Here is a 24,746-nt window from a genome sequence, read left to right as displayed (position 1 = left end):
GCAAGAGTGGAGCGATCCGCCTGCGGGCCAGCCCTCGCTGCCATGCACCTCAACCCACAGGAGAAGGACAAGCTGCTGATCGTCACCGCGGCGCTCCTGGCGGAGCGCCGGCTGGCGCGGGGCCTGAAGCTCAACCACCCCGAATCGGTGGCCTGGCTCAGCTTTCAGGTGCTCGAAGGCGCCCGCGACGGCCGCAGCGTCGCCGACCTGATGGCCGAGGGCAGCACCTGGCTGAGCCGCGATCAGGTCATGGAGGGGGTGCCGGAGCTGGTGCACGAGGTGCAGATCGAAGCCACCTTCCCCGATGGCACCAAGCTCGTGACCCTGCACGATCCGATCCGATGATCCCCGGAGAACTGCTGCCGGAACCCGGCACGCTCGATCTCAATCGCGGCCGCCCGACCCTGCTGCTGGAGGTGGCCAACCGCGGCGACCGGCCGGTGCAGGTGGGCTCCCACTTCCACTTTCACGAGGCCAACGACGCCCTGGCCTTCGACCGGGATGCCGCCCTGGGCATGCGGCTCGACATCCCGGCCGGCACCGCGGTGCGCTTCGAGCCCGGCGACAGCCGCGAGGTGCGGCTGATCCCCCTGGCCGGCCGGCGCCACGTGGTGGGCTTCAACGGCCTGGTCAACGGTCCGCTCGACTGAACCGCCGGCCCCCGCCGCACCGCCTCACCCCTCGTTCACGTCCTCTCACCCGACGCGCAGCCATGGCCTACCGGATGGATCGCCGGGCCTATGCCGAAACCTACGGGCCCACCACCGGTGATCGGCTCCGACTGGCCGACACGGACCTGATCCTGGAGGTGGAGCGCGATGCCACCACCTACGGCGAGGAGGTGAAGTTCGGCGGCGGCAAGGTGATCCGCGACGGCATGGGCCAGAGCCAGGCCAGCCGCGCCCAGGGGGCGGTGGACACCGTGATCACCAATGCCCTGATCCTCGACTGGTGGGGCATCGTCAAGGCCGATGTTGGCCTGCGGGACGGCCGCATCTGCGCCATCGGCAAGGCCGGCAACCCGGATGTTCAGCCCGGCGTCGACATCGTGATCGGCCCCGGCACCGAGGCCATCGCCGGCGAGGGGCACGTCCTCACCGCCGGTGCGATCGACACCCACATCCACTTCATCTGTCCCCAGCAGGTGGAGACGGCCCTGGCCTCCGGCGTCACCACCCTGCTGGGGGGCGGGACGGGTCCGGCCACCGGCACCAACGCCACCACATGCACCCCCGGGGCCTTCCACCTGGCCCGCATGCTCCAGGCCGCCGAGGGGCTGCCGGTGAACCTGGGCTTCTACGGCAAGGGCAACGCCAGCACCGCCGAGGCGATCGAGGAGCAGGTGCGGGCCGGGGCCTGCGGCCTCAAGCTGCACGAGGACTGGGGCACCACCCCGGCGGCGATCGACTGCTGCCTGAGCGTGGCCGACCGCTTCGACGTGCAGGTCTGCATCCACACCGACACCCTCAACGAGGCCGGCTTCGTGGAGGACACGATCCGGGCCATCGGGGACCGGACCATCCACACCTTCCACACCGAGGGGGCCGGCGGCGGCCACGCGCCGGACATCATCCGCATCTGCGGGGAAGCCAACGTGCTGCCCAGCTCGACCAACCCCACCCGGCCCTACACCCGCAACACGCTCGAGGAGCACCTCGACATGCTGATGGTGTGCCACCACCTTGATCCCTCGATCCCGGAGGACGTGGCCTTCGCCGAATCGCGCATCCGGCGCGAGACGATCGCCGCCGAGGACATCCTGCACGACCTGGGCGCCTTCAGCATCATCGCCAGCGACTCCCAGGCGATGGGCCGGGTCGGTGAGGTGATCACCCGCACCTTCCAGACGGCCCACAAGATGAAGGTGCAGCGCGGCCCGCTCAGCGAGGACAGCGCCGATCCGAGCGGTGTGCGCAACGACAACGCCCGCCTCAAGCGGTACATCGCCAAGGTCACGATCAACCCGGCCATCGCCCACGGCATCGACAGCCAGGTGGGCTCGGTGGAGGTGGGCAAGCTCGCCGACCTGGTGCTCTGGAAGCCGGGCTTCTTCGCCGTCAAACCCGAGCTGGTGATCAAGGGCGGATCGATCGTCTGGGCCCAGATGGGCGACCCCAACGCCTCGATTCCCACCCCCGGCCCCGTGCACGGCCGGCCGATGTTCGCCGCCTTCGGCGGCGCCACCGCCCCCTCCTGCCTCACCTTCCTCTCCCAGGCGGCCATGGATGCGGACCTGCCCCGCCAGCTGGGCCTGCGCACCCCGTGCGTGCCCGTGATCCGCACCCGTGGCATCGGCAAACGGGCGATGCGCAACAACGACGCCCTGCCGGCGATCGCGGTCAACCCCCAGACCTATGAGGTGACCGCCGACGGCGAGCTGCTCACCTGCGAGCCGGCCGAGGTGCTGCCGATGGCCCAGCGCTACAACCTCTTCTGAGCCGGCTACTCGAGCGGGTCGCGCACCCCCGAGCGACGGCAGGGCAGCAGGGAGGGAATGCGGTCGAGGGGCTCCTGAAACAGCAGCCCGACGGTGTGGACAAAATCGGAGTGCACAAACCAGCGCAGATGGGAGCGCAGTGCACCCAGACCGAAGTCGGGATGGGCGCGCACGTCAATCTCCACCGTCTGGCCTACGGGATAGGACTCCCCGTCCATCACCAGCAGGCAGCAGCCCGTGGTACTGAGATCGAGGATGTCGGCCACGATCCAGGCCCCCGGCTGGTCCTCCGGGCCGTTGAGCGCGCGAATGGCGATCGGGCGACAGGCGCCCACGGCGAAGCGCTCGGCATCGCGCCGATTGGCTGCGGCATCGTCCTCGCTGAGGGGCACCAGTTCCACCGGGGTGAGCTCCGTGCCCACCGCAAGCCCGGACGGGTTGTCGCAGCCGGCGAGGTCATCGCTGGCCGCCCCCGGCTGCTCATCGGGGGTGGAGGGCATCACAGCCTTGCTGCCGGACATCGGACCGTGGCGGAATCGCCTCTGCCCGCACCATAGAGGTGTTGGCCGGATGCACCTCACGCCGCCGGTGCTGAGCCGTCAACAATGGTGTCGCCATGCCGGCATTCCGTAGCCATGGTCACGGGGTGAGGCGCCGCCCGCCCGGCAGCCTCCTCCTCATTCACGGGCGACATGTTCAACGACTACACCCCCAGCAGGGGCTACGACGAATACTTCGCCAGCGTTGACGAGCCCCGGCAGACCCTCACCCCGCTGCTCTCCTCGCTCACGGCGATCGGCCTGGAGCGTTTGGTCGACAACCACGCCGCCGCGAGCCGGCTGCTGCGGCGCCTGGGAGCCACCTTCCGCCTCAACAACTCCGGCGAACGGGGCGGCGAGCGGATTCTTCCCTTCGATCCCCTGCCCCGGCTGATCGGGCGGACAGACTGGCATCGGTTGGAGAAGGGTCTGCTGCAGCGGCTGGAGGCCATCGACCGGTTTCTGGCCGACGTGTACGGACCGCAGCGGATCCTCAACGACGGCGTGATCCCCCGCCAGGAGGTGGAGACCTCCCAGGGCTGGCGGCCCGCGATGCAGGGCTTCAAGCCACCGCTGGGGGTCTGGTGCCACATCTCGGGCCTCGACCTGGTGCGGGACGGGGAGGGCACCTGGCGGGTTCTGGAGGACAACCTGCGCTGCCCCTCGGGCGTGGCCTATTTCCTCGAGAACCGGCGGGTGATGAAGAGGATCTTCCCCAGCCTGTTCGAGGGCCGCAGGGTGCAGCCCATCGACGATTACCCCTCCCATCTGCTGCAGACCCTGCAGGAGCTGTGCGACTGGAGCGACGCACCGCGCGTGGCCGTGCTGACACCGGGGGTGTTCAACAGCGCCTACTTCGAGCACAGCTATCTGGCCCAGCAGATGGGCGTGCCCCTCGTGGAGGGGCGGGATCTGTTCTGCGAGAACGACCGGGTCTGGATGCGCAGCACCGATGGCCCGGTGGCGGTGGATGTGCTCTACCGCCGCATCGATGACGATTTCCTCGACCCGAAGGTGTTCCGATCCGATTCGATGCTTGGTATTCCCGGCCTGATGGAGGTCTATGCCCGCGGCCGGGTGGCGATCGCCAACGCCCCGGGCACCGGCATCGCGGACGACAAGCTCATCTATGCCTTCGTTCCGAAGATGATCCGCTACTACCTCGACGAGGAGCCGATTCTGGAGAACGTGCCCACCTATCTCTGCGACGACGAGAAGGACCGCCTGCACGTGCTGGCCCATCTCCCCGAACTGGTGGTGAAATCCGTGGCCGAGGCCGGTGGATACGGCATGCTCATCGGGCCCCACGCCACGGAGGCCGAGATCGCCCTGTTCGCCGATCGCATCAAGGCCAACCCACGCAATTACATCGCCCAGCCCACGCTGGAACTCTCCACGGTTCCCTCCCTGTGTGAAGGGGAGATCTATCCCTGCCACGTGGATCTGCGCCCCTATGTGCTGCGGGGCCGCAGCGGCTGGGTCAGCCCCGGCGGCCTGACCCGGGTGGCCCTGCGGCGGGGCTCACTGGTGGTGAATTCCTCCCAGGGCGGCGGCTGCAAGGACACCTGGGTGGTGGAGGACCACTGATGCTCAGCCGGGTCGCCGATTCGCTCTACTGGATCAACCGCTACGTGGAGCGCGCCGAGAACCTCTCCCGCTTCGTGGAGGTGAGTGAGGCGCTGGCGCTGGACTGTCCCCCGGGTTCGGCTGAACCCTGGCTGCCCCTGGTGGAGGCCAGCGGCAACCGGGAGGACTTCGACCGGCTCTACCCCGAGGGACGGGCCGAGGATGTGGTGCGCTTCATCGTCGAGGACCGGCGCAACGGCAACAGCATCGTCAGCTGCCTGGCGGCGGCGCGGGAGAACGCCCGCCAGATCCGTGATGTGATCACCACGGAGATGTGGGAGCACATTAATGACCTGCACTGGAGCCTCGAGGACAGCACCAGCCTGCGCAACTCCCACGAACTGGAGTGGCTGCAGGAGATCCGACGCGGCTGCCAGCTCTTCTTCGGCATCACCGATGCCACCCTGAGCCGTGATCTCTCCTGGCGCTTCAGCCAGCTGGGTCGGCTGATCGAACGGGCCGACCAGACCTCGCGCATCCTCGATGTGAAGTACTACCTGCTGCTGCCCTCGGTGGAGGAGGTGGGCGGGGTGCTCGATGAACTGCAGTGGATCGCCCTGCTGCGCTCGGCAGGCGCGTATCACATGTTCCGCAAGGCCGAACAGCAGGCGATCACCCCCCGGGCGGTGGCCCGCTTCCTGCTGCTGGATCCGATCTTCCCCCGGGCGGTGCGCTACTGCCTCGAGGGCATCAGCGAAACCCTGCGGGCCATCCAGCGCCGACCGGTGCCCGGTCCGCCGGACGATCTCGAGTGCCTGCGCGGCCAGACCCTGGCCAAGTGGAGCTACGTGCGCATCGACGAACTGATCCACCAGGGGCTGCACGAGGCCATCGATCAGCTGCAGTCGGATCTCAACCGGCTGCACGGCCTGATCCACGAGCGCTACTTCATCACCAGTTCGCCGGGCTCCACCACCACCGACCCGGCATGCATGCTCAAGTAAGCCATACCCTCCGCTACCGCTACAGCGCCCCGGTTCAGCTGGGCCGGCATCGCCTCTGCCTGCAGCCGCGCGGTCATGGCTTTCAGCGCCTGCTGAGCTTCGATCTGCGCCTCTGGCCGGAGCCGAGCCAGTCCCACAGCCTGGTGGCGGCCAGCGGCGATGAGATCCTGCGGGCCCGCTTCTGCGGCAGCACCGATCTGCTGGAGATCCGCGCCCTGAGCCACGTGCTGACCAGCACACCGCCGCCGCTCGCGGACTGCCTGAGCGACAACGAGCCGGAACTGCCCTACCCGGTGGGCCACCTGAACGGAGACCTGATGGGCGCCCTGGAGGGGTGGCTGCCCAATGGCCAGCACGAACCGGCCGCCGTGGAACTGGCGCAGGAGGCCCTGATGGGCAGCAGCAACCGGTCGCTGCTGTTCCTCGAGCAGCTGGTCGGCATGATTCAGGACCGGGTCAAGTACACCGAGCGCCACCTGGGCCCGGCCTGGCCCGCCGGCCGAACCCTGCGCGAGCGGGTGGGCTCCTGCCGGGATCTGGCGCTGCTGATGATCGCCTCCTGCCGCTGCGTGGGGCTGCCCGCCCGCTTCGTGAGCGGCTACCACCTGCTGGAGCCGGCACCGGAGCGCTATGACCTGCATGCCTGGGCCGAGGTGTACGTGCCCGGGGCCGGCTGGCGCGGCTTCGACCCCAGCGGCCGCGGCCCGGTGGACGACCGCTACATCACGCTGGCGACCTCCTCCAAGCCCCACCTCACGGCCGCCGTGTCCGGCAGCTTCTCCGGGCCGCCCGCTGTGGAGAGCAGCCTGAACTGGTCGATCGAGGCCACAGCCAGCGTCATGCACCCACCCGAAAGCCAGGCGACCCCCCGATGACAGGCTCCACTCCACCGGCTCTGCACCCCGAACCGGGCGACTGGGCCGATGGCTGGATGGACGCGGTGGCCGCCAGGGCCGAGGCGCGCCTGGCCGCCGCCGGCGTGGAGCTCACCCTGGGCGGTGAGCCCACCTACATCCCCCTGAAGCCGGAGGGCCCCGAATGGAGTGTGGCCGCCGACGGCCCCACCAAGCTCACCATGGCGCGCGCCCTGGCGGACGCCATCGAGGAGCGGGCCTGGCAGGGTGCCACCCAGCTGCTCTGTCCCGGCAAGGTCTACGAAGGCGAAACCAACCCGCGCTGGGCCCTGCGGTTGCTGCGGCAGGCCGATGGCTCGGCCCTCACCCGCTGGCCGGAGGTGGTGCCCGGCGCGGCGGCACCCGGCACCGAAGAGGGTCCGCGGCTGCTGGAGGCTCTCGCCGCCGCCCTCGGCTGCCGGCTGCAGCCGCTGCGGTTCCGCGATCCGCTGGAGCCGGCGCGCAGCGCCTGGGCCATTCTGCTCACCCATCCGCACCCCGAACCCGGCGGCTGGTCCGCCGCTCCCTGGGACCTGCCGGAGCCGGACCGGCTGCTGCTGCCAGCTCCGGGACCGGCCGGACTGCGCCTACCCCTGCAACGCGTGCCCGAGGGGGTGCCCCGGCAGGTGCTCACCCTGGAGATCGGCCCCGACGGCTGGCAGTTCTTCCTGCCGCCCCTGGCGATGGCCCCCTGGCTGGACCTGCTGGACGCCATCGCCGGACTGGCCGGCGGCTGGAGCCGGCCGCGGCTGGGCGGGGTGATGCCCTTCGATGTGGGCGGGCGCTGGCAGGTGCTGGGGCTCACCGCCGATCCCGGCGTGCTGGAGGTCAACCTGCCGGTCTGCGCCCGCTGGCGGGACTACGCCGGCTGGCTGCAGCTGCTGGAGGAGGCGGGCGCAGCGGTGGGGCTGCGGTCCTGGCGGGCCGGCCAGCCCTGGGCCTCGGGCACCGGTGGCGGCAATCACCTGCTCTGGGGTGGACCGAGCCTGGAGCGCAACCCGTTCTTCCGGCGGCCGCACTGGCTGGCGGCGATCCTGCGCTTCTGGCAGCGGCATCCGGCCCTCTCCTACGGATTCGGGAGCGCGAGTGTGGGACCGTCCTCCCAGTGCCCGCGCGCCGATGAGGGCAGCGCCCGCTGGGAGGACCTGGAACTGGCCCAGCAGGCACTCCTGACCCTGCCGGAGGGGGATCAGCGGGTGATGATCGGTGAGACCCTGCGCCATCTGCAGGCCGATCGCTCTGGCAACACCCACCGCAGCGAGATCAGCCTCGACAAGTTCTGGAACCCCGCCTGGACCGCCGGCTGCCAGGGGCTGATCGAGTTCCGGGCGATCGAGACCACCCCCCAGGCCCGCTGGAGCGCGGCCATCGCCCTGCTCTGGACCGCCCTGGCGGCCCACCTTCTGGACAGCGAGCGGGCGCCGGCCCTGGAGGCCTGGGGCGAGGCCCTGCACGACCGGATGCTGCTGCCCAGCGTGCTGCGTCAGGACCTCGGCGATGTGCTGGAGCGGCTGCGGGCCGATGGACTGGCCCTGGAGCCGGGACCCTTCGATGAGCTGTGGGACTGGCGCTGTCCGGTGCTGCTGAACTGGCGCAATGAGGCTCTGGGGGCGGAGCTGGAGATCCGCGCCGCCCTCGAACCCTGGCCCCTGATCTGCGACACGCCGGTGGAGGGCGGCCTCACCAGCCGGTTCGTGGACAGCTCGATCCGCCGGATCGAGATCCGGGCGAACGCCGCCGGCCGGCAGCATCTGCAGCTGCAGCTCAACGGGCATCCGATCCCCCTCGATCAGCCGCCTCTGGCCGTCCGCTACCGGGCCGAACGGCTCTACCCCTGCCTGCATCCCCTGCTGCCGGTGCATCTGCCGCTCGACCTGGAGCTGCGCTGGCCCATGGCCGGAGGGGAGGCCACTCGGGGACGGCGCTACCGGATGGAGCGGCCCAACGGGCCCTTCCTGGATCAGGGCGCCCTCGAGGATCCGGCCCCTGCGCTCCGCAAGCCCCTGCGTCCGCGCCCCGGCAGCTGCTGCATCGACCTGCGCCGGGCCGCCGGCGTCAGCAGCTCCTGACAGCCGGGCGCCTCCGGGCCCAGGGAGCGAGGGGCACGTCCACAGGCCCGCAACGCCAGTGCTGGCCGGGCCGGTGGCGGGCAGAGCGGCGTGTGGCAATCCCTTGCCAATCCTTAAAAGCCTTCTCTTGGTAACAAGGCGCTCCACCGGGGCCGCCCCCACCAACGATGAAGGAGAGGCAGGACCCTTCAGTGCGCCTGCCCTCATCCCGCGTCCGCCGACCCAGCCAGGCCATGACCTACGAGAGCCCGTCCGACGCCGGTGGAAGCGACGCTTCCCATCCCGCCTCGGCCACCGGCAGAAGCCTGGCCGACGCCATGCGCCGGCATCTCTTCTACAGCCAGGCCAAGTCGCCCTCGCTGGCCACCCCGCACGACCTGTACCGCAGCCTGGCGTTGGCGGTGCGGGACCACCTCCTGCAGACCTGGACCGACACGGCCGAGGCCTACACCCGATCGGCGGTGCGCACCGTCTCCTACCTCTCGGCGGAATTCCTGCTCGGCCCGCATCTGGAGAACAACCTCGTGATGCTGGGCCTGCGCGAGGCCGCGGTGGACGCCTGCCGTGAGCTCGACACCAGCCTGGAGGAGCTGCTGCAGGAGGAGCCGGAACCGGGCCTGGGCAACGGCGGCCTCGGCCGCCTGGCCGCCTGCTTCCAGGAATCGATGGCCAGCCTACAGCTGCCGGCCATCGGCTACGGCATCCGCTACGAATTCGGCATCTTCCGCCAGAGCATCGAGGGCGGCTTCCAGGTGGAGACCACCGACGCCTGGCTGGCCAAGGGCAATCCCTGGGAGGTGGTGCGGCCGGAATGGTCCTATCCGGTGCAGATCGGCGGCCAGACGGTGATCGGCGTCGCCTACGACACGCCGATCCTCGGCTACGGCATCCACACCGCGAACACCCTGCGGCTGTGGTCGGCCCAGGCACCGGAAGCCTTCGATTTCGCCAGCTTCAACGCCGGCGACTATCCCCGTGCCGTGCTGCAGAAGATGCGCTCGGAGACCATCTCCAAGGTGCTCTACCCCAACGATGAGATGGTGCAGGGCAAGCGCCTGCGCCTGAGCCAGCAGATCTTCTTCGTGTCCTGCTCCCTGCAGGACATGTTCCGCATCCTCAAGGGCCAGGGTCTCTCGCCGCGGGAGTTCCACCGCAAGTTCACCGTCCAGCTCAACGACACCCACCCGGCCATCGCCGTGGCCGAGCTGATGCGGCTGCTGATCGATGAGCACGGACTCGACTGGGACACGGCCTGGTCGGTGACCACGGCCACGATCAACTTCACCAACCACACCCTGCTGCCGGAGGCACTCGAGACCTGGGATCTCGACCTGTTCGAGGACCTGCTGCCCCGGCATCTGCAGATCATCTACGACATCAACGCCCGCTTCCTGCGCATGGTGCGCATCCGCTTCCCGGGCGACACCGAACTGCTGGAGCGCGTCTCCCTGATCCAGGAGCATCCCTCGCGCAAAGTGCGCATGGCCCATCTGGCCGTGGTCGGCTCCCAGCACGTGAACGGCGTGGCCGAGCTGCACAGCTCCCTGCTGCGCTCCCACCTGTTCGCCGATTTCCACCGGCTCTGGCCGGAGCGCTTCACCAACGTCACCAACGGCGTCACACCACGGCGCTGGATGCTGGTCTCCAACCCGCCCCTGAGCCGGCTGCTGGACCGCCGCATCGGCAGCGGCTGGCGCCGGGATCTCGAACAGCTGATCCGGCTGGAGGATCAGCTCGGCGATGAGAGTCTGCTGCAGGAATGGCGCGAATGCCGGGAGCAGGCGAAGCAGAAGCTTTCACGCCGCATCCATGCCGATCAGGGCCTGCTAGTGGATCCCTCCACCCTGTTCGATGTGCAGGTGAAGCGGATCCACGAATACAAGCGCCAGCATCTGGCGGCCCTGCACATCGTGGAGCGCTACCTGCGCATCCGCAGCGGCGAGGATCTGCCGGCCCGCACCTTCCTCTTCGCCGGCAAGGCCGCCCCCGGTTACGCCATGGCGAAGCTGATCGTGCGGCTGATCAACGGCATCGCCGAGATCGTCAATCTCGATCCACGCATGGAGGGCCGCCTGCGGGTGGTGTTCCTGCCCAATTTCAATGTGAACCTGGCCCAGGTGATCTACCCGGCGGTGGATCTCTCCGAGCAGATCTCCACCGCCGGCAAGGAGGCCTCCGGCACCGGCAACATGAAGATGGCGCTCAACGGGGCGCTCACCATCGGCACCCTCGACGGCGCCAATGTGGAGATCCGCGACCGGGTGGGTGAGGACAACTTCTTCCTCTTCGGCCACACCACCGACCAGGTGCTGGCCCTCGACCGCAACGGCTACTCACCGATGGCCGTCCTGCACGAGGACGGCATGGCCAGGGCCGCCATCGACCTGATCGACTCGGGCCACTTCAGCGAGGGCAACCGCGATCTGTTCCGGCCCCTGCTCGATGACCTCTGCAACCGCGACCCCTTCAAGGTGATCGCCGATCTGGCGGCCTACCGCGAGGCCCAGCAGCGCGTCGACGACGCCTGGCACGACCGGGACCGCTGGACGCGGATGTCGATCCTCAATGCCGCCCGCTGCGGCTTCTTCAGCAGCGACCGCTCGATCAGCGAGTACGCCTCCCGCATCTGGAAGGTGTCCGCCGCTCCGGTGGATGCCTGTCAGGTGCCGGAGCTGGGCAGCGGCCATCCGTGAGCGGCCAGCGGCCCCACGGCCGCAGCGGCCGGACTGGTCAGGCCGGGAGGATCTATCTACGCTTGACAGACGCCCCCCGGCCCGGTTCGCTCCGCCGGTGCCCACCCCTGTCCCTCGCGGCCCCCACTCCATGACGGTCGATCCGGGCCGGAGCGACCTTCCCCGGCGTCCCGGTGTGATGGACCCGGCCGCCAACGGAGCGGCCAGACGCCGATCGCCGCAGCCCGAGGCCGGCCTCTCGCTTGATCAGCTGGATGCGGACCAGCGCCGTGCCCTCGACAACCTCTGCGAGATGGCGCGCGAGATCGGCGGCGTGGCCGCCGCCCTGCTCTGGAGCGCGGACAGCCACAGTCAGCCGATGCTGCTGGCCAGCGCCGGACCGATCGATCGGGTCGAGAGCGCCATCGCCAGGCTGGGCACTCCCGGCTCGACACGGCCGGACAGTTTTCCCCTCACCGAGCCCGGTGCGAGCGAACCCTCCGCCCACCTGACCCTGCTGCCGGACAAGGCGGCTGCGGAAGGCCCGATCCGACTGTCTCCCGAGCAGGACACCCTGCTGCGGCGCCTGCTGCTGCAACTGGAACGGGAGCTGGGCCAGGCCAAACCAGCCCGCCGCGAAGCCGTCCCGGGGACCGGTGAGGACCCCGGCCCGGTGGTGGCCCAGTCGGTGCCGGGGCGCTGGTACGAGCGCCAGCAACTGATCGATCTGCTGGAGCAGCTGCTGCTGCAGCGTGGTGGTGTGAGCTTCACCCTGCTGCGGCTGGAACTGCGCGAGCTGCCCGAGATCACCCTGGCCCTGGGCCAGGCCATGAGCGAGCAGGTGATCAAGCTGGCCGCCGAGCGACTGCTCAACTCCCTGCCCGGATCGGCCCGGGCCTGCCAGTACGGCGAGTCGGAGCTGCTGGTGCTCCTGCCCGGCCGCTCCGAGCGAGAGCCGCTGACACAACTGGGGAGCCAGCTCACGGCCCTCTTCGATGAGGCCATGCAGTTCGAGGGGCGGCTGATCGGCACCACCGCCGCCATCGGCATCGCCCCCTGCACCGGCGATTACGACAGCAGCGACACCCTGCTGGCCGATGCGGCCATCGCCCTGCAGGAAGCCCGCAGAAGCAACACCCGGGGCAGCCACTTCCGCTTTGTCGACCGGGGCGAGGTCCTGCGCAAGAAGGGGGAATACGACCTGGAGACGAGCCTGCGCAAGACCCTGCAGCACAGCGGCTTTCTGCCCTTCTTCCAGCCGATCATCAACCTGCGCACCGGCCGGGTGGTGGGCTTCGAATGCCTCGTGCGCTGGCGCGACGAGAACAACCAACTGCGCACCCCCGGTGCGTTCCTGGCCACCGCCGGCCGCATCGGCCTCACCGGCGAAATGGATCTGCAGGTGATCGAGAAGGCGATCCAGGCCACCCACCATTTCGCCTGCGGCAGCGTCAAGGAGCGGCTGCTACTGAGTGTCAACCTCTCCGGCGATCTGCTCACCACGCCGAGGCTGCGGCAGCGCCTGCTCGATCTGCTCAACACCACACCCCTGCACCCGCACTGGATCCTGCAGGTGGAGCTGATCGAGGACAACTTCAAGCAACTCGAGGAGGACTTCGAGGAGTTCATGCACCACCTCAAGCAACTGGGGGTGAAGATCGCCATCGATGACTTCGGCACCGGCTATTCCTCCCTCAGCCGTCTGCATCACTTCCCCTTCAGCACGATCAAGATCGACGGCAGCTTCGTGCAGCGGATCAACGAGGAGGAGCGGCCCAGCAACCGCCTGCTCGATGCGATGTTCGCCATCGGCTCCACCATGCGTCTGCATGCCACTGCCGAGGGTGTGGAAACCGAGAGTCAGCGCACCTGGCTGATCCGGCACGGATTCCGCACCGGCCAGGGCTACCTGTTCGCACGGCCGATCCCGATCACCGAGGCCGTGGCCTTCACCCGGGCCAATCACAAACGGCAGCGTTCCTTCCGGATGGAGCGTGATGGCCGCGTCTTCTCCCTGCTGGTGGCCCTTCGGCGCCGGCTGACGAGCCTGCGGAAGCGCTTCTTCGACTGACAAACGCGTGGGCGACTGAGCAGAGCCGAGGGGGGCCGGCCTGTCTGGTGCGGAGGCCTCAGAGCGGCAGCGGGATCGGAATCGGCATGGTCACCGCCGCCGGCTGCGGCGCGCAGTGTTCCACCCGCCGGGCCACCACCTCGCCGATCACCACGATCGCCGGCGACTGAAAGTGCTGCCGGCGGGCCTCCTCCGCCAGGGCGCCGAGAGCCGCGATCAGGTGACGCTGGCCCGCCACCGTGCCCTGCTGGATCACGGCGGCCGGAGTGGCAGGTGCCAGGCCACCGGCCATCAGCTCCTCGCAGATGCGGGCCAGGTTGTGGAGGCCCATGTAGATCACCAGGCCGTCGCTGGCCCGGGCCAGTCCGCGCCAGTCGACTCCGGGCCGGGCCTTGTCGACCTCCTCGTGTCCGGTCACGAAGGTGATCGATGAGCCGGCATGGCGATGGGTGACCGGGATGCCGATGTAGGCCGGAGCGGCGATGCCGGCGGTGACGCCGGGCACCACCTCCACCGCGATGCCATGGGCCTGGAGGTGGGCCGCCTCCTCCCCACCACGACCGAAGAGGAAGGGATCCCCCCCTTGAGCCGCACCACGCAGCGGTGGCGTCCGGCCAGATCCACCAGCACCGAATTGGTGGAGGGCTGGGGAACGGAATGGTGACCGCGCCGCTTGCCCACGAAATGGCGCTCGCAGTGGGCCGGCGTGAGCTGGAGCAGGGCCTCGGGCACCAGCGCGTCGTGCACCAGGGCATCGCAGCGGCTGAGCAGTTGATGGGCCCTGAGGGTGAGCAGATCCGGATCCCCTGGACCGGCGCCCACGAGATACACGGTGCCGGTGCCGCGTCCGTTCAGGGGAGGGCGCTCAGCAGACGGAGAAGCAGGGTCCGGCAACGGGGGTCGTCGAGAAGGGGCGGGAAGACGTGCTCGAAATCCGTGGTGCAGCCTGTCGGCGGATGGGGCCTGAGCCGGTGCTGCAGCGAGTCGCTCATGCGGTTGGCCGCCAGGGCCAGGGGCAGGGCTGCCGAGCGATGGGCCGGAGTGTAGTGGCGAAGCTGATCCGCCGGCAGCAGCTCCGCCCCCAGCCGGCGCTGCAGGGTGGTGAGGTGTCGCCGGGCCAGCCCGGGCCGCAGCGGATGGTGCACCAGCACCGTGCGGCGGCCGTTGGCCCGTTCCCGCTCCACCCACTCGCGCATCATCCGAAGCAGCTCCGGCCAGGCGCCGAGGAAGGGGAGCCGGCGCACGCCGTGGCCATCGCGCTGCAGGCGGCGGGCGATGGCGGGGATGTCGCTGCGCACATGGCTGCCGGGCAGCAGCAGCAGGGGAGCCAGCCAGAGGCAGGGGTGACGGGCGCCGTCCTCCACGACATCGGCCGTGAGGGCCTGCACGCGCACCGGGGCCCGGCGCCGGCCGGCCAGATCGGAGGCGAAGCGCTCGATGCCCTCCGGCACATGACCGCCTTCCCTGCCGTGCACCACCAGCAGCAGCGGATGGCCCGGCGCGAGCCGGGGACCATCCTGTAACAACAGCCACGGATGCCCGGGCGGACGGCCTGATGAACTCAGCAGCCGCTCGTCCATTCGCGGGGTCGCGTCCGCTGTCGTTCCCACCAGGTGCATGCCACGTTCTCCTCGCCAGCTTCCACGGTCCAGTCGCAGGCCCCGCTCAGAGGGAACGGGCCGGGCCGGCGTCAGGGCCGGCCAGCGGCGACCGGAGGCCGCCGAGCTCCGTCAGACCACGGATCTGCAGCGTGATTTCTCGGCCATGACGGTCGTGTGGCAGATGTTACGGACCGGCGCCGTCCGCTGGATCGGCGAGATCGGCAGAGGCCACTGAGCGATAGCCAAAGCCGCTGCGTAGCGACGGCTACTCCGGCTGATCCGGAAACAAGAGTTAATACCTCCGTCATCGACGCGCTTTCTTTGAACCGCGATGACCCCGTACGACCCATGGCGCGCTGACGGTTTCGCCGCGCTCGGGAATGGCTCCAGGGCTCTTGCCCCTCCTGCATGGCTTGCCATGCCGCTGCAGTGATCACGTCCCGGCGCCTCCAGGTGAGGCGTTTCATCCCCGCATCCAGCGCCTTCATGACCACCACCGCCGGCAATCGACCTCTGGCTCCCTACCTCGAGGGCAAGACCCTCAACAAGGTGGAGCAGAACAAGGCCGCCCGCGACGGACTCGATCTGGCCGGCGACCTCGAGCGCTTCGCCCAGGCGGGCTGGCAGGCCATCGATGAGACCGATTTGCAGCTGCGCCTCAAGTGGTTCGGCCTGTTCTGGCGACCGGTCACACCCGGCCAGTTCATGCTGCGCCTGCGGGTGCCCAACGGGATCATCAGCTCCGAGCAGCTGCGGGCCGTGGCCTCGATCGTGGCCCGCTATGGCAGCGACGGCAGCTGCGACATCACCACGCGCCAGAACCTGCAGCTGAGGGGTGTGCTTCTCGAGGACTTCCCCGAAATCCTGGAGCGCCTGAAAGAGGTGGGCCTCACCTCGATTCAGTCCGGCTTCGACAATCCCCGCAACGTCACCGGCAACCCGCTGGCCGGCATCGATCCGCACGAGATCGTCGACACCCGGCCCTACACCCAGGAGCTGCAGGACTTCCTGGTGGGCAGCGGCAAGGGCAACCGCAGCTTCTCGAATCTGCCGCGCAAGTGGAACACCGCCGTGGCCGGTTCCAAAGACAACTTCCTTCTGCACAACGACATCGTCTTCCACCCCGTGGAACGCGACGGCGTGATGGGATTCGGCGTCTGGGTGGGCGGCATCCTCTCCTCCCAGATGAACGCCTACGCCCTGCCTCTCAATGCCTGGGTGCCCCCTCACGAGATCTGCCGGCTCACCGATGCGGTGATCGGCCTCTGGCGCGACCACGGCGAGCGCAAGAACCGCCCCAAAGGTCGCTTCCGCTTCTACCTCGATGGTCTGGGGATCGAGGCCTTCCGCGCCCAGGTGGTCGAGCGATTCGGGCCGCTGGCGGAGGACCCGGGCTCGGTGTTCGATGCCACGCCCAGGCAGCATCTGGGTCTGCATCCCCAGAAGCAGGAGGGCCTGCTCTACGCCGGCCTGCACGTGCCGGTGGGTCGCCTCAAGGCCGTGGACCTGCAGGATCTCGCCGCCCTGAGCGAGTCCTTCGGCGATGGTGAGGTGCGCCTCACGGAGGATCAGAACGTGATCCTCTCCGGCATCCCGGCAAGCCGGAGCGATGCGCTGGCCGCCGAGCCGCTGCTGCAGCGCTTCCCCATGCATCCGGGCAGCGTCTCGGCCGGAACCGTGTCCTGCACCGGCAAGACCTACTGCGGCTTCGCCCTCACGAACACCAAGGACACGGCCATGGGCATCGCCCGGGAGCTGGACCGGGAGCTGGAGTTGCCCGAGGAGGTGCGCATCCACTGGACCGGCTGCCCCAACAGCTGCGGCCAGGCCTACATGGGGGCCATCGGCCTCACCGGCACCAAGGCCAAATCGGCAGACGGTGAGCTGGGCGAGGGATACGACATCACCATCGGCGGCTCCCAGGGGGCCGATCCCCAGATCGGGACGTCGTCCCGCAAGAAGGTTCCGGCCAATGAGGTCAAACAGGTGGTGCGCGACCTGCTGATCGAGCACTACGGCGCCCGGCCACGAGCCATGTGAGCCGCCGCCGCCCGAGCGGCGGGCCGCCGCCGCTCGCTCATCCCTTCACCCCCCGAGTCACCCAACCCTTCCCTGATGGATTACGTCCTTCCCAATGAGCTCGTCGACGGCATGATTGCCGCCGGCGGCAAGAAAGCCACAGTCAGCATCAAGAACCTGCTGATTCGCGGTTTCTACTCCGGATCCGCCCTGGGGCTGGCCCTCTGCCTGGCCCTGACGATCATGCATCAGACCGGGATCAACTGGATCGGGTCTCTCATCTTCCCCTTCGGCTTCGCCAGCATCGTGCTGTTCGGCATGGAGCTGGTCACCGGGAACTTCTCCCTGCTGCCGATGGCGGTGTGGGCCGGCAAGACGACCTGGAGCAAGACGATCCGCAACTGGATCTGGGTCTGGATCGGCAACTGGCTCGGCACCTTTACCGTGGGTGTGCTGTTCGCCATCAGTCTCACCAGCGGCGGCACGGCCGATCTTGCCAATGGTTCAGGCGACTGGGTGGCCGTGGCCAACAAGATCATCGCGCTGAACAAGGCCAATGTGATCACCAAGTATGAAAATCTCGGTGCCCTGGGCTTCTTCCTCGCCTTCCTGCGCGGCCTGATCGCCAACTGGCTGGTGTGTCTGGGTGTGACCCTGGCCCTGGTCAGCAAGAGCGTGCCCGGCAAGATCCTTGCCTGCTGGCTTCCGATCACCGCCTTCCAGGCGCTGGGCATGGAGCACATCGTGGTGAACATGTTCCTGCACACCACCGGCCCCATGCTGGGTTCAGGAGTGAACTACGGCAGCACGATCTTCTGGAACTTCCTGCCGGTCACCGCTGGTAACATCGTCGGAGGCATGGTGTTCATCGGCATGCTCTTCTACGGCACCCACAAGACCCCGGCCGACAACGTGCTGCCCGCCGTGCATGACGAGAAGCTCGAGCGCGAGCTGGCCGCCGAACTCGGCGCCCGCTGATCGCCTCTCCCTTCCGGGGGCAGCGGTGGCCAGCCGCCGCTGCCCGTCACTCACAGCCCCGTCCTGCCCCCGAGGCCGGTCGGGGCTGTTCTGTTGATTCATCCTCCCGCCATGCCCCTGCCCCTGTCCGACCCCATGCATGCGGAACCCTCCGAGGAGCGGGATGCGGCCCTCTGGGAGCGGCTGGGCCGGGGCAGGCGCGATCCCCTGAGCCGAAGCGAACTGACGGCGGCCTACGGCCAGACGGCCAGCCCGTCCCTGCGGCAGGTGCTGGCCGAACGTCTGGGCTGCCAGGGTCCGGACGCCTGGCCCCTGCTGCAGGAACTTGTCGAGCGCTTCGGCCCGGAGCCGGCCCTGGTTCGGGCCATGGGCATGACCCGCCACCCCGGCGCCCGGGATCAGCTGCTGCAGTGGTGGCAGGCGAACGAATCAGCACCGGGGGCGGCGGAGCTGCTGGCCTCCCTGCGCTGCTGGGGCGCACAGGTGGACCCGGAGCTGATCGCAGCGGGGCTGCAGCGGGCCGAGCGCACCGCGCGGCTCGCCGCCCTGGAGCTGCTGCAGTTTCAGGTGCACCACCACTCCAGCGACGCGCTGCTGGATCTCTGCGCCCCGGTGCTCGCCGATCCCCGCCCTGAGGTGGTGGTGGCGGGCCTGCGACTGCTGCAGCGACGCAGCGACGCGGCGGTGGTGGAGACCATCGCCCAGATTGCAGCCGATGAGCCGGTGCCGCCGGTGCTGGAGGCCGCTCTCGAGGCCCTCGGCTGCATCGGCAGCGAAGCGAGCGCCCTGGCCCTGATCGGGTTGATCGGGCGGGTGAATGATCAGGCGGGGCAACGGGCCCTGGACCGGCAGATCCAGAGCCAGTTCCGCCACCGCGAGCGGATGCGTGAGGCGCTCGCTGAGGCCCGGGCCGCGGGCGTGCTCGACCCTGCCCGGGCCGAGCGATTGTTGAGCCGCCCGGGCTGACGCGGTGATCGCGCCAGCCCGGGCGAGCGGCTCAGCTCACCACTTCTTGTAGGGCAGGAACTTGCCGCACATGGTGATCTTGACCCGATCGCCGGAGGGGTTGGCTTCCTTGTCGACTTCGAGGGTGAAATCGATGGCGCTCATGATGCCGTCACCGAACTTCTCCTGGATCACATCCTTCATCGGCATTCCATAGACCTGCATGATCTCGTAGAAGCGGTAGATCAGCGGATCGGTGGGAATCACCGGCTCCAGGGAGCCCTTGGTGGGGAACTCCTGCAGCTCCTCCGCCACGGCCGCATCCAGGCCCAGCAGCCCTGTGAGGGTGGCAGCCTCCTCGGCCGACGCGGTGGCCTGGCGGTAGAAGAGCGATGCCACCCACACGTCGTTGCGGCCCATCGCCTCGCCGATCTGGGTGAAGGTGAGCCCCTTGGCCTTCTTGGCCGCCAGGAGGGCGGCGGTGGTTCCCGTCGGGGCAGGAGTCGGCATGACAAAACATGAAGCGTGCGGGCGCGAGTGTTGACCAGTCCGGCGTCCCGCACGGCATCAACCGTTACAAAGGTCTGTGCTCTGGCTCAGGATGCTGCAACGAGGGGCGTGCAGTTGCAGCGAGGCAATCGGGTCATGGTCAGCTCAGCAACGGCGATCGCGGATCGAGGCGGCGCTTCCCCCGTCACACCGGAACGGGAGGGACGGGAACGCTTCAAGGCGCTGATCCGCAAGATCGGCAGCGGCGAGCACACCAGCAAGGGCCTCAGCCGCGAGGAGGCCGCCGAGGCGATGGAGCTGATGCTCACCGCGGCGGCCAGTCCGGCCCAGATCGGGGCCTTCCTGATCGCCCACCGCATCCGCCGCCCGGAACCCCAGGAGCTCGCCGGCATGCTCGACACCTACCGGCGCTTCGGGCCCGTCCTGACAGGACCGACAGCCGAGGATCAGGCCACCGGCTGGGCGGGGCCGCCGATCTGTTTCGGCATGCCCTTCGACGGCCGCAGCCGCACGGCAGCCATCTATCCCCTCACCACCCTGGTGCTGCTCAGCGCCGGCCGGCCGGTGGTGCTGCAGGGGGCCGGGCGCATGCCCGTGAAATACGGGGTCACGGCGGCCGAGCTGTTCGCGGCCCTCGGGCTGGAGCTGACCGGTCTGCCGCTGGAGCGGGTGCAGGAGGGCTTCAACCGCAACGGCCTGGCGCTGCTGCATCAGCCGGATCACTTCCCGCTGGCCGAGGAGCTGATCCCCTACCGGGAGGATCTGGGCAAACGCCCGCCCGTGGCCAGCCTGGAGCTGCTCTGGAGCGCCCATCAGGGCCCCCACCTGCTGGTGAGCGGCTTTGTGCATCCCCCCACCGAGGCCCGGGCCTGGCAGGCCCTGGCGCTGGCCGGCGAACGCGATCTGGTCACGGTGAAGGGCCTGGAGGGCAGCACCGACCTGCCCACCAGCCGGGCCTGCGTCACGGCCACGGTGCGGGACGGCCGCAGCGAGCGCCGCATCCTCCACCCGCGCGACCACGGCTGCTTCGCCCCCGAACCCGGCTGGACTGACGCGGAGACCTGGACGGCCATGGCCCAGGCCGCCCTCCAGGGAGAGGGCCCACTGGCCCTGCCATTGCTCTGGAACGCGGCCTGCTATCTCGCCTTCAGCAACCCCCTGCAGCCTCTGGAGCAGGCCCTGGAGCAGGCGCGGGCCCTGATCGGTGGGGGCGCCCCGCTCGCCACCCTGGGGGCCCTGCGCTCCTGGCGGCAGAGCCTGGTCGAGAGCTGATGGATCAGGCCAGCCACTGCTTCGCCTTCGAGCTCGACTTCGTCTCCGGCTGGCGCTGCATCCCCCTCTGCCTGCGGCGCAAGCTGGATCTGGCCGGGGTGAAGCTCAAGCTGGGCCACTGGATCGAGCTGCCCCGGGAGGAGCGCCAGAGGCTGGTGGACTGGGACGACTCCCCTGCGTCGCTGCAGGAGCTGCGGGCCTTCCTCAGAGAGCGCACCGCCTGTCTGGCCGATGGGCAGGCCAGGGATCTCCCCCCGGCGAAGGCCGAGCCCTGGCAGCAGGAGCAGACCGTGCCGGACTGGGTGCGGAGCTCCGCCTCGACCTGCGGCGAAGTCATCGGCGATCAGGACTGGCAGCAGTTGACGGAGCTGCAGCGCTTCGCGCTCTGCAAGCTGGCCCGCCCGGGCCACGACCACCACAATCTCGGACCTGCCCTCAGGGAGTTTCTGCCGCCGGCAGCACCTGAACCGCCGCCGCCTTGAGCTCGGGCTGACCGGAGCGGGGGCAGGCCTGCTCGTGCATCAGGGCATTGGCCTCGCACGGTGTCTCCTGGCTGGCCCCCCAGTGCATCGGCAGGAACACCAGCCCGGGACGGATGCGCTCATCGAGCGAGGCGACGGCGGTGAGCGATCCGCGGCGGGAACGGATGCAGGCCAGCGCACCGTCGGCGAGGCCCACCTTCCGGGCATCCTCCGGATGGATCTCCAGCAGCGGCTGCGGATGCATCCCCTGCAGGCGTGGCACCTGGCGGGTGCGGGTCATGGTGTGCCAGTGGCCCAGATAGCGGCCGACGGTGAGCACCAGGGGATAGTCGTCATCCGGAGGCTCCGCCAGCCCCATGGGCTGCTCGGCGATGAGCCGGGCCCGGCCCGTCGGGGTGGGAAACACGGCGTCGCCGTAGAGGCGGCTGGAGCCGCTGGAGGGTTCGGCGCCGCGGGGATGGGGCCACTGCTGCGGGCCCTGCTCGCGCAGCAGCCCATGGCTCAGCCCCGACACATCACAGAGCCGTCCGGCGGTGAGGGCGGCGAACTCGTCGTACACCTCCGCGGCGGAGCCGTAGCTGAACTGCTCCTCGTATCCCAGCCGCCGACCCACCTCGGCGAACACCTGCCAGTCGGGGCGGGCGGCGCCGGGGGCCGGCCGGAAGGCCGGGCAGAGGGTGACCCGGCGCTCGGAGTTGGTCATCACCCCCTCCTTCTCGCTCCACTGGGCCGCCGGCAGCACCAGGTGGGCGAAGGCCGCCGTCTCGGTGCCGGCATAGGCATCGCTCACGATCACCAGAGGGCAGCGGCGCATCGCCTGCCGCACCCGCTCGAGATTCGGCATGCTCACCAGCGGATTGGTGGCGGCCACCCACCAGACATCGAGCCGGCCCTCGGCCATGGCCTCCACCTGCTGCCAGGCGCTCAGGCCCGGGCTGGAGGCGATCTGGCCTTCAGGCAGCCCCCAGGCCTGCTCCAGCTGGCGCCGGTGCTCGGCGTCCCCGACGCTCCGGTAGCCGGGCAGCAGGTGGCTGAGGCCGCCGGCTTCCCGGCCTCCCATCGCGTTGGGCTGGCCGGTGAGGGAGAACGGACCGCAGCCCGGACCGCAGATCTGGCCGGTCAGCAGGTGCAGATTGATCAGTCCGGCCACCGTGGCGGTGCCCTCCACGGACTGGTTCACCCCCATCGACCAGAGGCTGAGCACCGCCTTGGAGCGGGCCCAGATCCGCGCCGCCTCGCGCAGATCCTTCTCCCGGATGCCGCAGAGCCGGGCGACGCGCCGGGGGGTCCACTCCTGCACCAGGCGGGCGTAGCTGAAGAAGCCCTCGGTGGCGTTCTCCAGGAACTCGTAGTCGACCGAGGACTGGCGCAGCAGCAGATGGGCCAGGCCGTGCAGCAGCACCAGATCGGTACCGGGGCGGATCGCCAGGTGCAGATCGGCGGCGCGGGCGGTTTCGGTGCGGCGCGGATCCACCACCACCAGCTTCGGACCGGACGCCGTCAGCAGGCCGCGCCGCCGCTTGATCAGGCGCTGGAACAGCACCGGATGGCACTCGGCGGTGTTCGTGCCGACCAGGAAGGCCGCATCGCAGAGGTCGAGATCCTCGTAACAGCAGGGAGGTCCGTCGGAGCCGAGGCTGCGGGCGTAGCCGGCCACGGCCGAACTCATGCACAAGCGGGAGTTGGCATCGAAATTGTTGGTGCCCAGCGCTCCCTTGAACAGCTTCTGGGCCAGGTAGTAGTCCTCGGTGTGGAACTGACCGGAGCCGTAGGCGGCGATGGCCTCGGGCCCCTTGCTGGCGAGGGTCCGCTGCAGCTGGTCCACGATCCGATCGATCGCCTGCTCCCAGCTCACGGGCTGGAACGGCTCATCGAGGCTGGATCGGTAGAGCGGCTGCCGCAGCCGCTCCCCATCCAGGGTCTGGGTGACCGTGGCCCCCTTCACACACACCTGACCCGCCGTGGAGGGGTGGGCCCGGTCCCCGCGGGCGCCCCAGATCGGTGTTCCGTCCTCGGCCCGCCGCGTCGCCCGCCCCTTGGCGGCGGGCGGAAGCAGCTCGAGGCCACAGCCCACTCCGCAGTAGGGGCACTGGGAGCGGGGCGCGGGGGCGTCAGGCATGGCGGGTCGTCAGACGGCGCTGAGGGCGGGGGTCTCCTCTTCCCCTTCGTGCAGATCGGCGAACGAGCCCTTCGGTTCGCGCAGAAGGAAGTAGCAGAGGAAGCCCACGATCAGTCCGGCGATGCCGAGGATCTGGAAGAAGGTGGAGTTCGAGGCCGCCACCACAGCAGGGGTGGGCTCGGCACCACCACCGATCCACATCGGCAGCAGCGAGTAGATCGTCAGATAGGCCACAGCGCCGACGTTGCCGTAGGCCCCGACCAGACCGGCGATCTGACCCGTGACACGCCGCTTCACCAGGGGCACCAGGGCATAGGTGGAGCCTTCACCGGCCTGCACAAAGAAGGAGCAGAACATGGTGAGCAGAACGGCCAAAATCACACCGGGACTGCCGACGAAGGTTCCCGGCTTGATCAGACTCATCAGCAGATAGCCGATGCCGAGGCCGATGGTGAGAAAGCCCATCGTGTTCTTGCGCGAGCCGAGGCGGTCCGAGAGGAGGCCACCACTCGGACGGGCCGCCAGATTCATGAAGGCGTAGGAGGCCGCCAGGATGCCGGCGGTCGACTTGGGCAGGGAGAAGGTCGATTCAAAGAAGCTCGGCAACATCGACACCACCGCGAGCTCGGAGCCGAAGTTCACGATGTAGGTGAGCTCCAGAATGGCCACCTGACGGAAGCTGTAGCGATCCTCCTTGGGATAGGTCTTGCGACCGAGCAGAAGATCCTTGTTGGTGCGGATCACACCCCATGACTGGGCCCCGTACCAGATGAGAATGGCAAGAATCGCCAGGGGGAAGGTGGTGCTGTTCAGGAAGCCCACCTTCTGAAGACGCCAGGCGAGCACGGCCAGAATGGCGGCGAAGGGAACGTTCATTCCCATCAGCCCCCAGAAATCGCGGATGGAAGTGACTTCCAGACCGGCGGTCTTGTGGGGGCGCTGGTAGGTCTTGCCCTCCGGGGTATCGCTGACGCTGAAGAAGTAGATGACGCCGTAGATGGCGGCGATGATGCCGGTCAGGGCAATGGCTGCACGCCAGTTGAGGATCACGCCGTCCACACTGGCGCCACCGGCGAAGCTCAGCCAGCCGGCAACGATCACCAGGGTCAGGGCGGAGAAAGCGGAGCCGAAGTTGCCCCAGCCGCCGTAGATGCCTTCGGCCAGGCCGATCTCCTTGGGCGGGAACCATTCAGCCACCATGCGGATGCCGATCACGAATCCCGCGCCCACGATCGAGAGCAGCAGGCGAGCCACCACCAGCTGCCCAAAGGTCTGGGCGGTGGCGAACATCAGACAGGGAATGGCCGCATAGACAAGAATGGACGAGTAAGTGATGCGGGGCCCGAACTTGTCCAGCAGCATGCCGATGATCACCCTGGCGGGGACCGTCAGCGCCACGTTGCAGATGGCGATCGTGCGGATCTGGCCCAGATCAAGGCCCATGTCGGCCCGAACGGTGGTGGCCAGTGGAGCCAGGTTGAACCAGACCACAAAGGTCAGGAAAAAGGCGAACCAGGTGAGATGGAGGGTTCGATATCTCCCCTGGAAAGACCAGATCTCTCCAAGCAT

The 24,746-nt window shown here is 69.0% G+C and carries 19 protein-coding genes and 1 pseudogene; 14 read left to right on the top strand and 6 right to left on the bottom strand.

The features are described 5' to 3' along the window. The first annotated feature begins 42 nt into the window (after positions 1 to 42). From EVJ50_RS10790 to ureC, 3 genes are all read left to right on the top strand, one after another. Positions 43 to 345 carry an urease subunit gamma gene (locus EVJ50_RS10790; protein ID WP_150883949.1) on the top strand — a complete coding sequence of 101 codons (303 nt, stop codon included), beginning with the start codon at positions 43 to 45 and terminating at the stop codon, positions 343 to 345. After that, positions 342 to 650: an urease subunit beta gene (locus EVJ50_RS10785; protein WP_150883948.1), complete on the top strand. Its 309-nt coding sequence runs from the start codon at positions 342 to 344 to the stop codon at positions 648 to 650. Before EVJ50_RS10790 ends, EVJ50_RS10785 begins: the two co-directional genes overlap by 4 nt. A gap of 62 nt (positions 651 to 712) precedes the next feature. Continuing rightward, a complete protein-coding gene (gene ureC / locus EVJ50_RS10780; protein ID WP_150883947.1) occupies positions 713 to 2,437 on the top strand; it encodes an urease subunit alpha in 1,725 nt (574 codons plus the stop codon). Between the two features lie 5 nt (positions 2,438 to 2,442). On the opposite strand, the gene EVJ50_RS10775 is transcribed toward ureC, so the two are convergent. Further along, positions 2,443 to 2,958, bottom strand: coding sequence for a PilZ domain-containing protein (locus EVJ50_RS10775; protein WP_150883946.1), 516 nt, complete (start codon positions 2,956 to 2,958; stop codon positions 2,443 to 2,445). A 171-nt stretch (positions 2,959 to 3,129) separates the two neighbouring features. On the opposite strand from EVJ50_RS10775, the gene EVJ50_RS10770 reads away from it, so the two are divergent. The 6 genes from EVJ50_RS10770 to EVJ50_RS10745 all read left to right on the top strand — a co-directional run bounded on the left by EVJ50_RS10770 (position 3,130) and on the right by EVJ50_RS10745 (position 13,251). After that, positions 3,130 to 4,563: a circularly permuted type 2 ATP-grasp protein gene (locus EVJ50_RS10770; RefSeq protein ID WP_150883945.1), complete on the top strand. Its 1,434-nt coding sequence runs from the start codon at positions 3,130 to 3,132 to the stop codon at positions 4,561 to 4,563. Continuing rightward, positions 4,563 to 5,546 carry an alpha-E domain-containing protein gene (locus EVJ50_RS10765; RefSeq protein ID WP_150883944.1) on the top strand — a complete coding sequence of 328 codons (984 nt, stop codon included), beginning with the start codon at positions 4,563 to 4,565 and terminating at the stop codon, positions 5,544 to 5,546. Before EVJ50_RS10770 ends, EVJ50_RS10765 begins: the two co-directional genes overlap by 1 nt. Then, the gene (locus EVJ50_RS10760) at positions 5,531 to 6,421 is read left to right on the top strand and encodes a transglutaminase family protein (protein ID WP_150883943.1); all 891 of its coding nucleotides are present in this window, start codon (positions 5,531 to 5,533) and stop codon (positions 6,419 to 6,421) included. The genes EVJ50_RS10765 and EVJ50_RS10760 overlap by 16 nt, the downstream gene beginning before the upstream one ends. Further along, on the top strand, positions 6,418 to 8,508 hold the full coding sequence (locus tag EVJ50_RS10755) for a transglutaminase family protein (protein ID WP_150883942.1): 2,091 nt from the start codon (positions 6,418 to 6,420) through the stop codon (positions 8,506 to 8,508). The genes EVJ50_RS10760 and EVJ50_RS10755 overlap by 4 nt, the downstream gene beginning before the upstream one ends. Before the next feature lie 233 nt (positions 8,509 to 8,741). After that, complete coding sequence (locus tag EVJ50_RS10750) at positions 8,742 to 11,201, top strand: glycogen/starch/alpha-glucan phosphorylase (protein ID WP_150883941.1); 2,460 nt, start codon at positions 8,742 to 8,744, stop codon at positions 11,199 to 11,201. A gap of 130 nt (positions 11,202 to 11,331) precedes the next feature. Beyond that, the gene (locus EVJ50_RS10745) at positions 11,332 to 13,251 is read left to right on the top strand and encodes a GGDEF domain-containing phosphodiesterase (protein WP_191964746.1); all 1,920 of its coding nucleotides are present in this window, start codon (positions 11,332 to 11,334) and stop codon (positions 13,249 to 13,251) included. Positions 13,252 to 13,309: 58 nt separating this feature from the next. On the opposite strand, the pseudogene cobA reads toward EVJ50_RS10745, so the two are convergent. After that, positions 13,310 to 14,106 (bottom strand): annotated as a pseudogene (gene cobA / locus EVJ50_RS10740) (uroporphyrinogen-III C-methyltransferase). Next, positions 14,103 to 14,831 carry a CbiX/SirB N-terminal domain-containing protein gene (locus EVJ50_RS10735; protein WP_225322902.1) on the bottom strand — a complete coding sequence of 243 codons (729 nt, stop codon included), beginning with the start codon at positions 14,829 to 14,831 and terminating at the stop codon, positions 14,103 to 14,105. Before EVJ50_RS10735 ends, cobA begins: the two are co-directional and overlap by 4 nt. A gap of 507 nt (positions 14,832 to 15,338) precedes the next feature. On the opposite strand from EVJ50_RS10735, the gene EVJ50_RS10725 reads away from it, so the two are divergent. The 3 genes from EVJ50_RS10725 to EVJ50_RS10715 all read left to right on the top strand — a co-directional run bounded on the left by EVJ50_RS10725 (position 15,339) and on the right by EVJ50_RS10715 (position 18,815). Beyond that, a complete protein-coding gene (locus EVJ50_RS10725; RefSeq protein ID WP_150883938.1) occupies positions 15,339 to 16,892 on the top strand; it encodes a ferredoxin--nitrite reductase in 1,554 nt (517 codons plus the stop codon). 75 nt (positions 16,893 to 16,967) lie between these two features. Continuing rightward, positions 16,968 to 17,849: a formate/nitrite transporter family protein gene (locus EVJ50_RS10720; protein ID WP_150883937.1), complete on the top strand. Its 882-nt coding sequence runs from the start codon at positions 16,968 to 16,970 to the stop codon at positions 17,847 to 17,849. Between the two features lie 111 nt (positions 17,850 to 17,960). Further along, a complete protein-coding gene (locus tag EVJ50_RS10715; RefSeq protein ID WP_150883936.1) occupies positions 17,961 to 18,815 on the top strand; it encodes a hypothetical protein in 855 nt (284 codons plus the stop codon). 36 nt (positions 18,816 to 18,851) lie between these two features. Here EVJ50_RS10715 and cynS read toward each other — a convergent pair whose 3' ends face one another. After that, positions 18,852 to 19,304 carry a cyanase gene (gene cynS / locus EVJ50_RS10710; protein WP_150883935.1) on the bottom strand — a complete coding sequence of 151 codons (453 nt, stop codon included), beginning with the start codon at positions 19,302 to 19,304 and terminating at the stop codon, positions 18,852 to 18,854. Positions 19,305 to 19,439: 135 nt separating this feature from the next. Here cynS and EVJ50_RS10705 point away from each other — a divergent pair, with 135 nt between their 5' ends. Next, a complete protein-coding gene (locus tag EVJ50_RS10705) occupies positions 19,440 to 20,576 on the top strand; it encodes an anthranilate phosphoribosyltransferase family protein (RefSeq protein ID WP_150883934.1) in 1,137 nt (378 codons plus the stop codon). After that, positions 20,576 to 21,058: a nitrate reductase associated protein gene (locus EVJ50_RS10700; RefSeq protein ID WP_150883933.1), complete on the top strand. Its 483-nt coding sequence runs from the start codon at positions 20,576 to 20,578 to the stop codon at positions 21,056 to 21,058. The genes EVJ50_RS10705 and EVJ50_RS10700 overlap by 1 nt, the downstream gene beginning before the upstream one ends. Here EVJ50_RS10700 and EVJ50_RS10695 read toward each other — a convergent pair. Both EVJ50_RS10695 and EVJ50_RS10690 read right to left on the bottom strand, forming a co-directional pair. Then, positions 21,012 to 23,177, bottom strand: coding sequence for a molybdopterin oxidoreductase family protein (locus EVJ50_RS10695; protein WP_150883932.1), 2,166 nt, complete (start codon positions 23,175 to 23,177; stop codon positions 21,012 to 21,014). The genes EVJ50_RS10700 and EVJ50_RS10695 overlap by 47 nt on opposite strands. A 9-nt stretch (positions 23,178 to 23,186) precedes the next feature. Next, a complete protein-coding gene (locus EVJ50_RS10690; RefSeq protein WP_150883931.1) occupies positions 23,187 to 24,746 on the bottom strand; it encodes a NarK family nitrate/nitrite MFS transporter in 1,560 nt (519 codons plus the stop codon).

The organism is Synechococcus sp. RSCCF101 (genome assembly GCF_008807075.1).
Lineage (GTDB): Bacteria > Cyanobacteriota > Cyanobacteriia > PCC-6307 > Cyanobiaceae > RSCCF101.
This window is presented reverse-complemented; position numbering and strand designations above follow the sequence as displayed.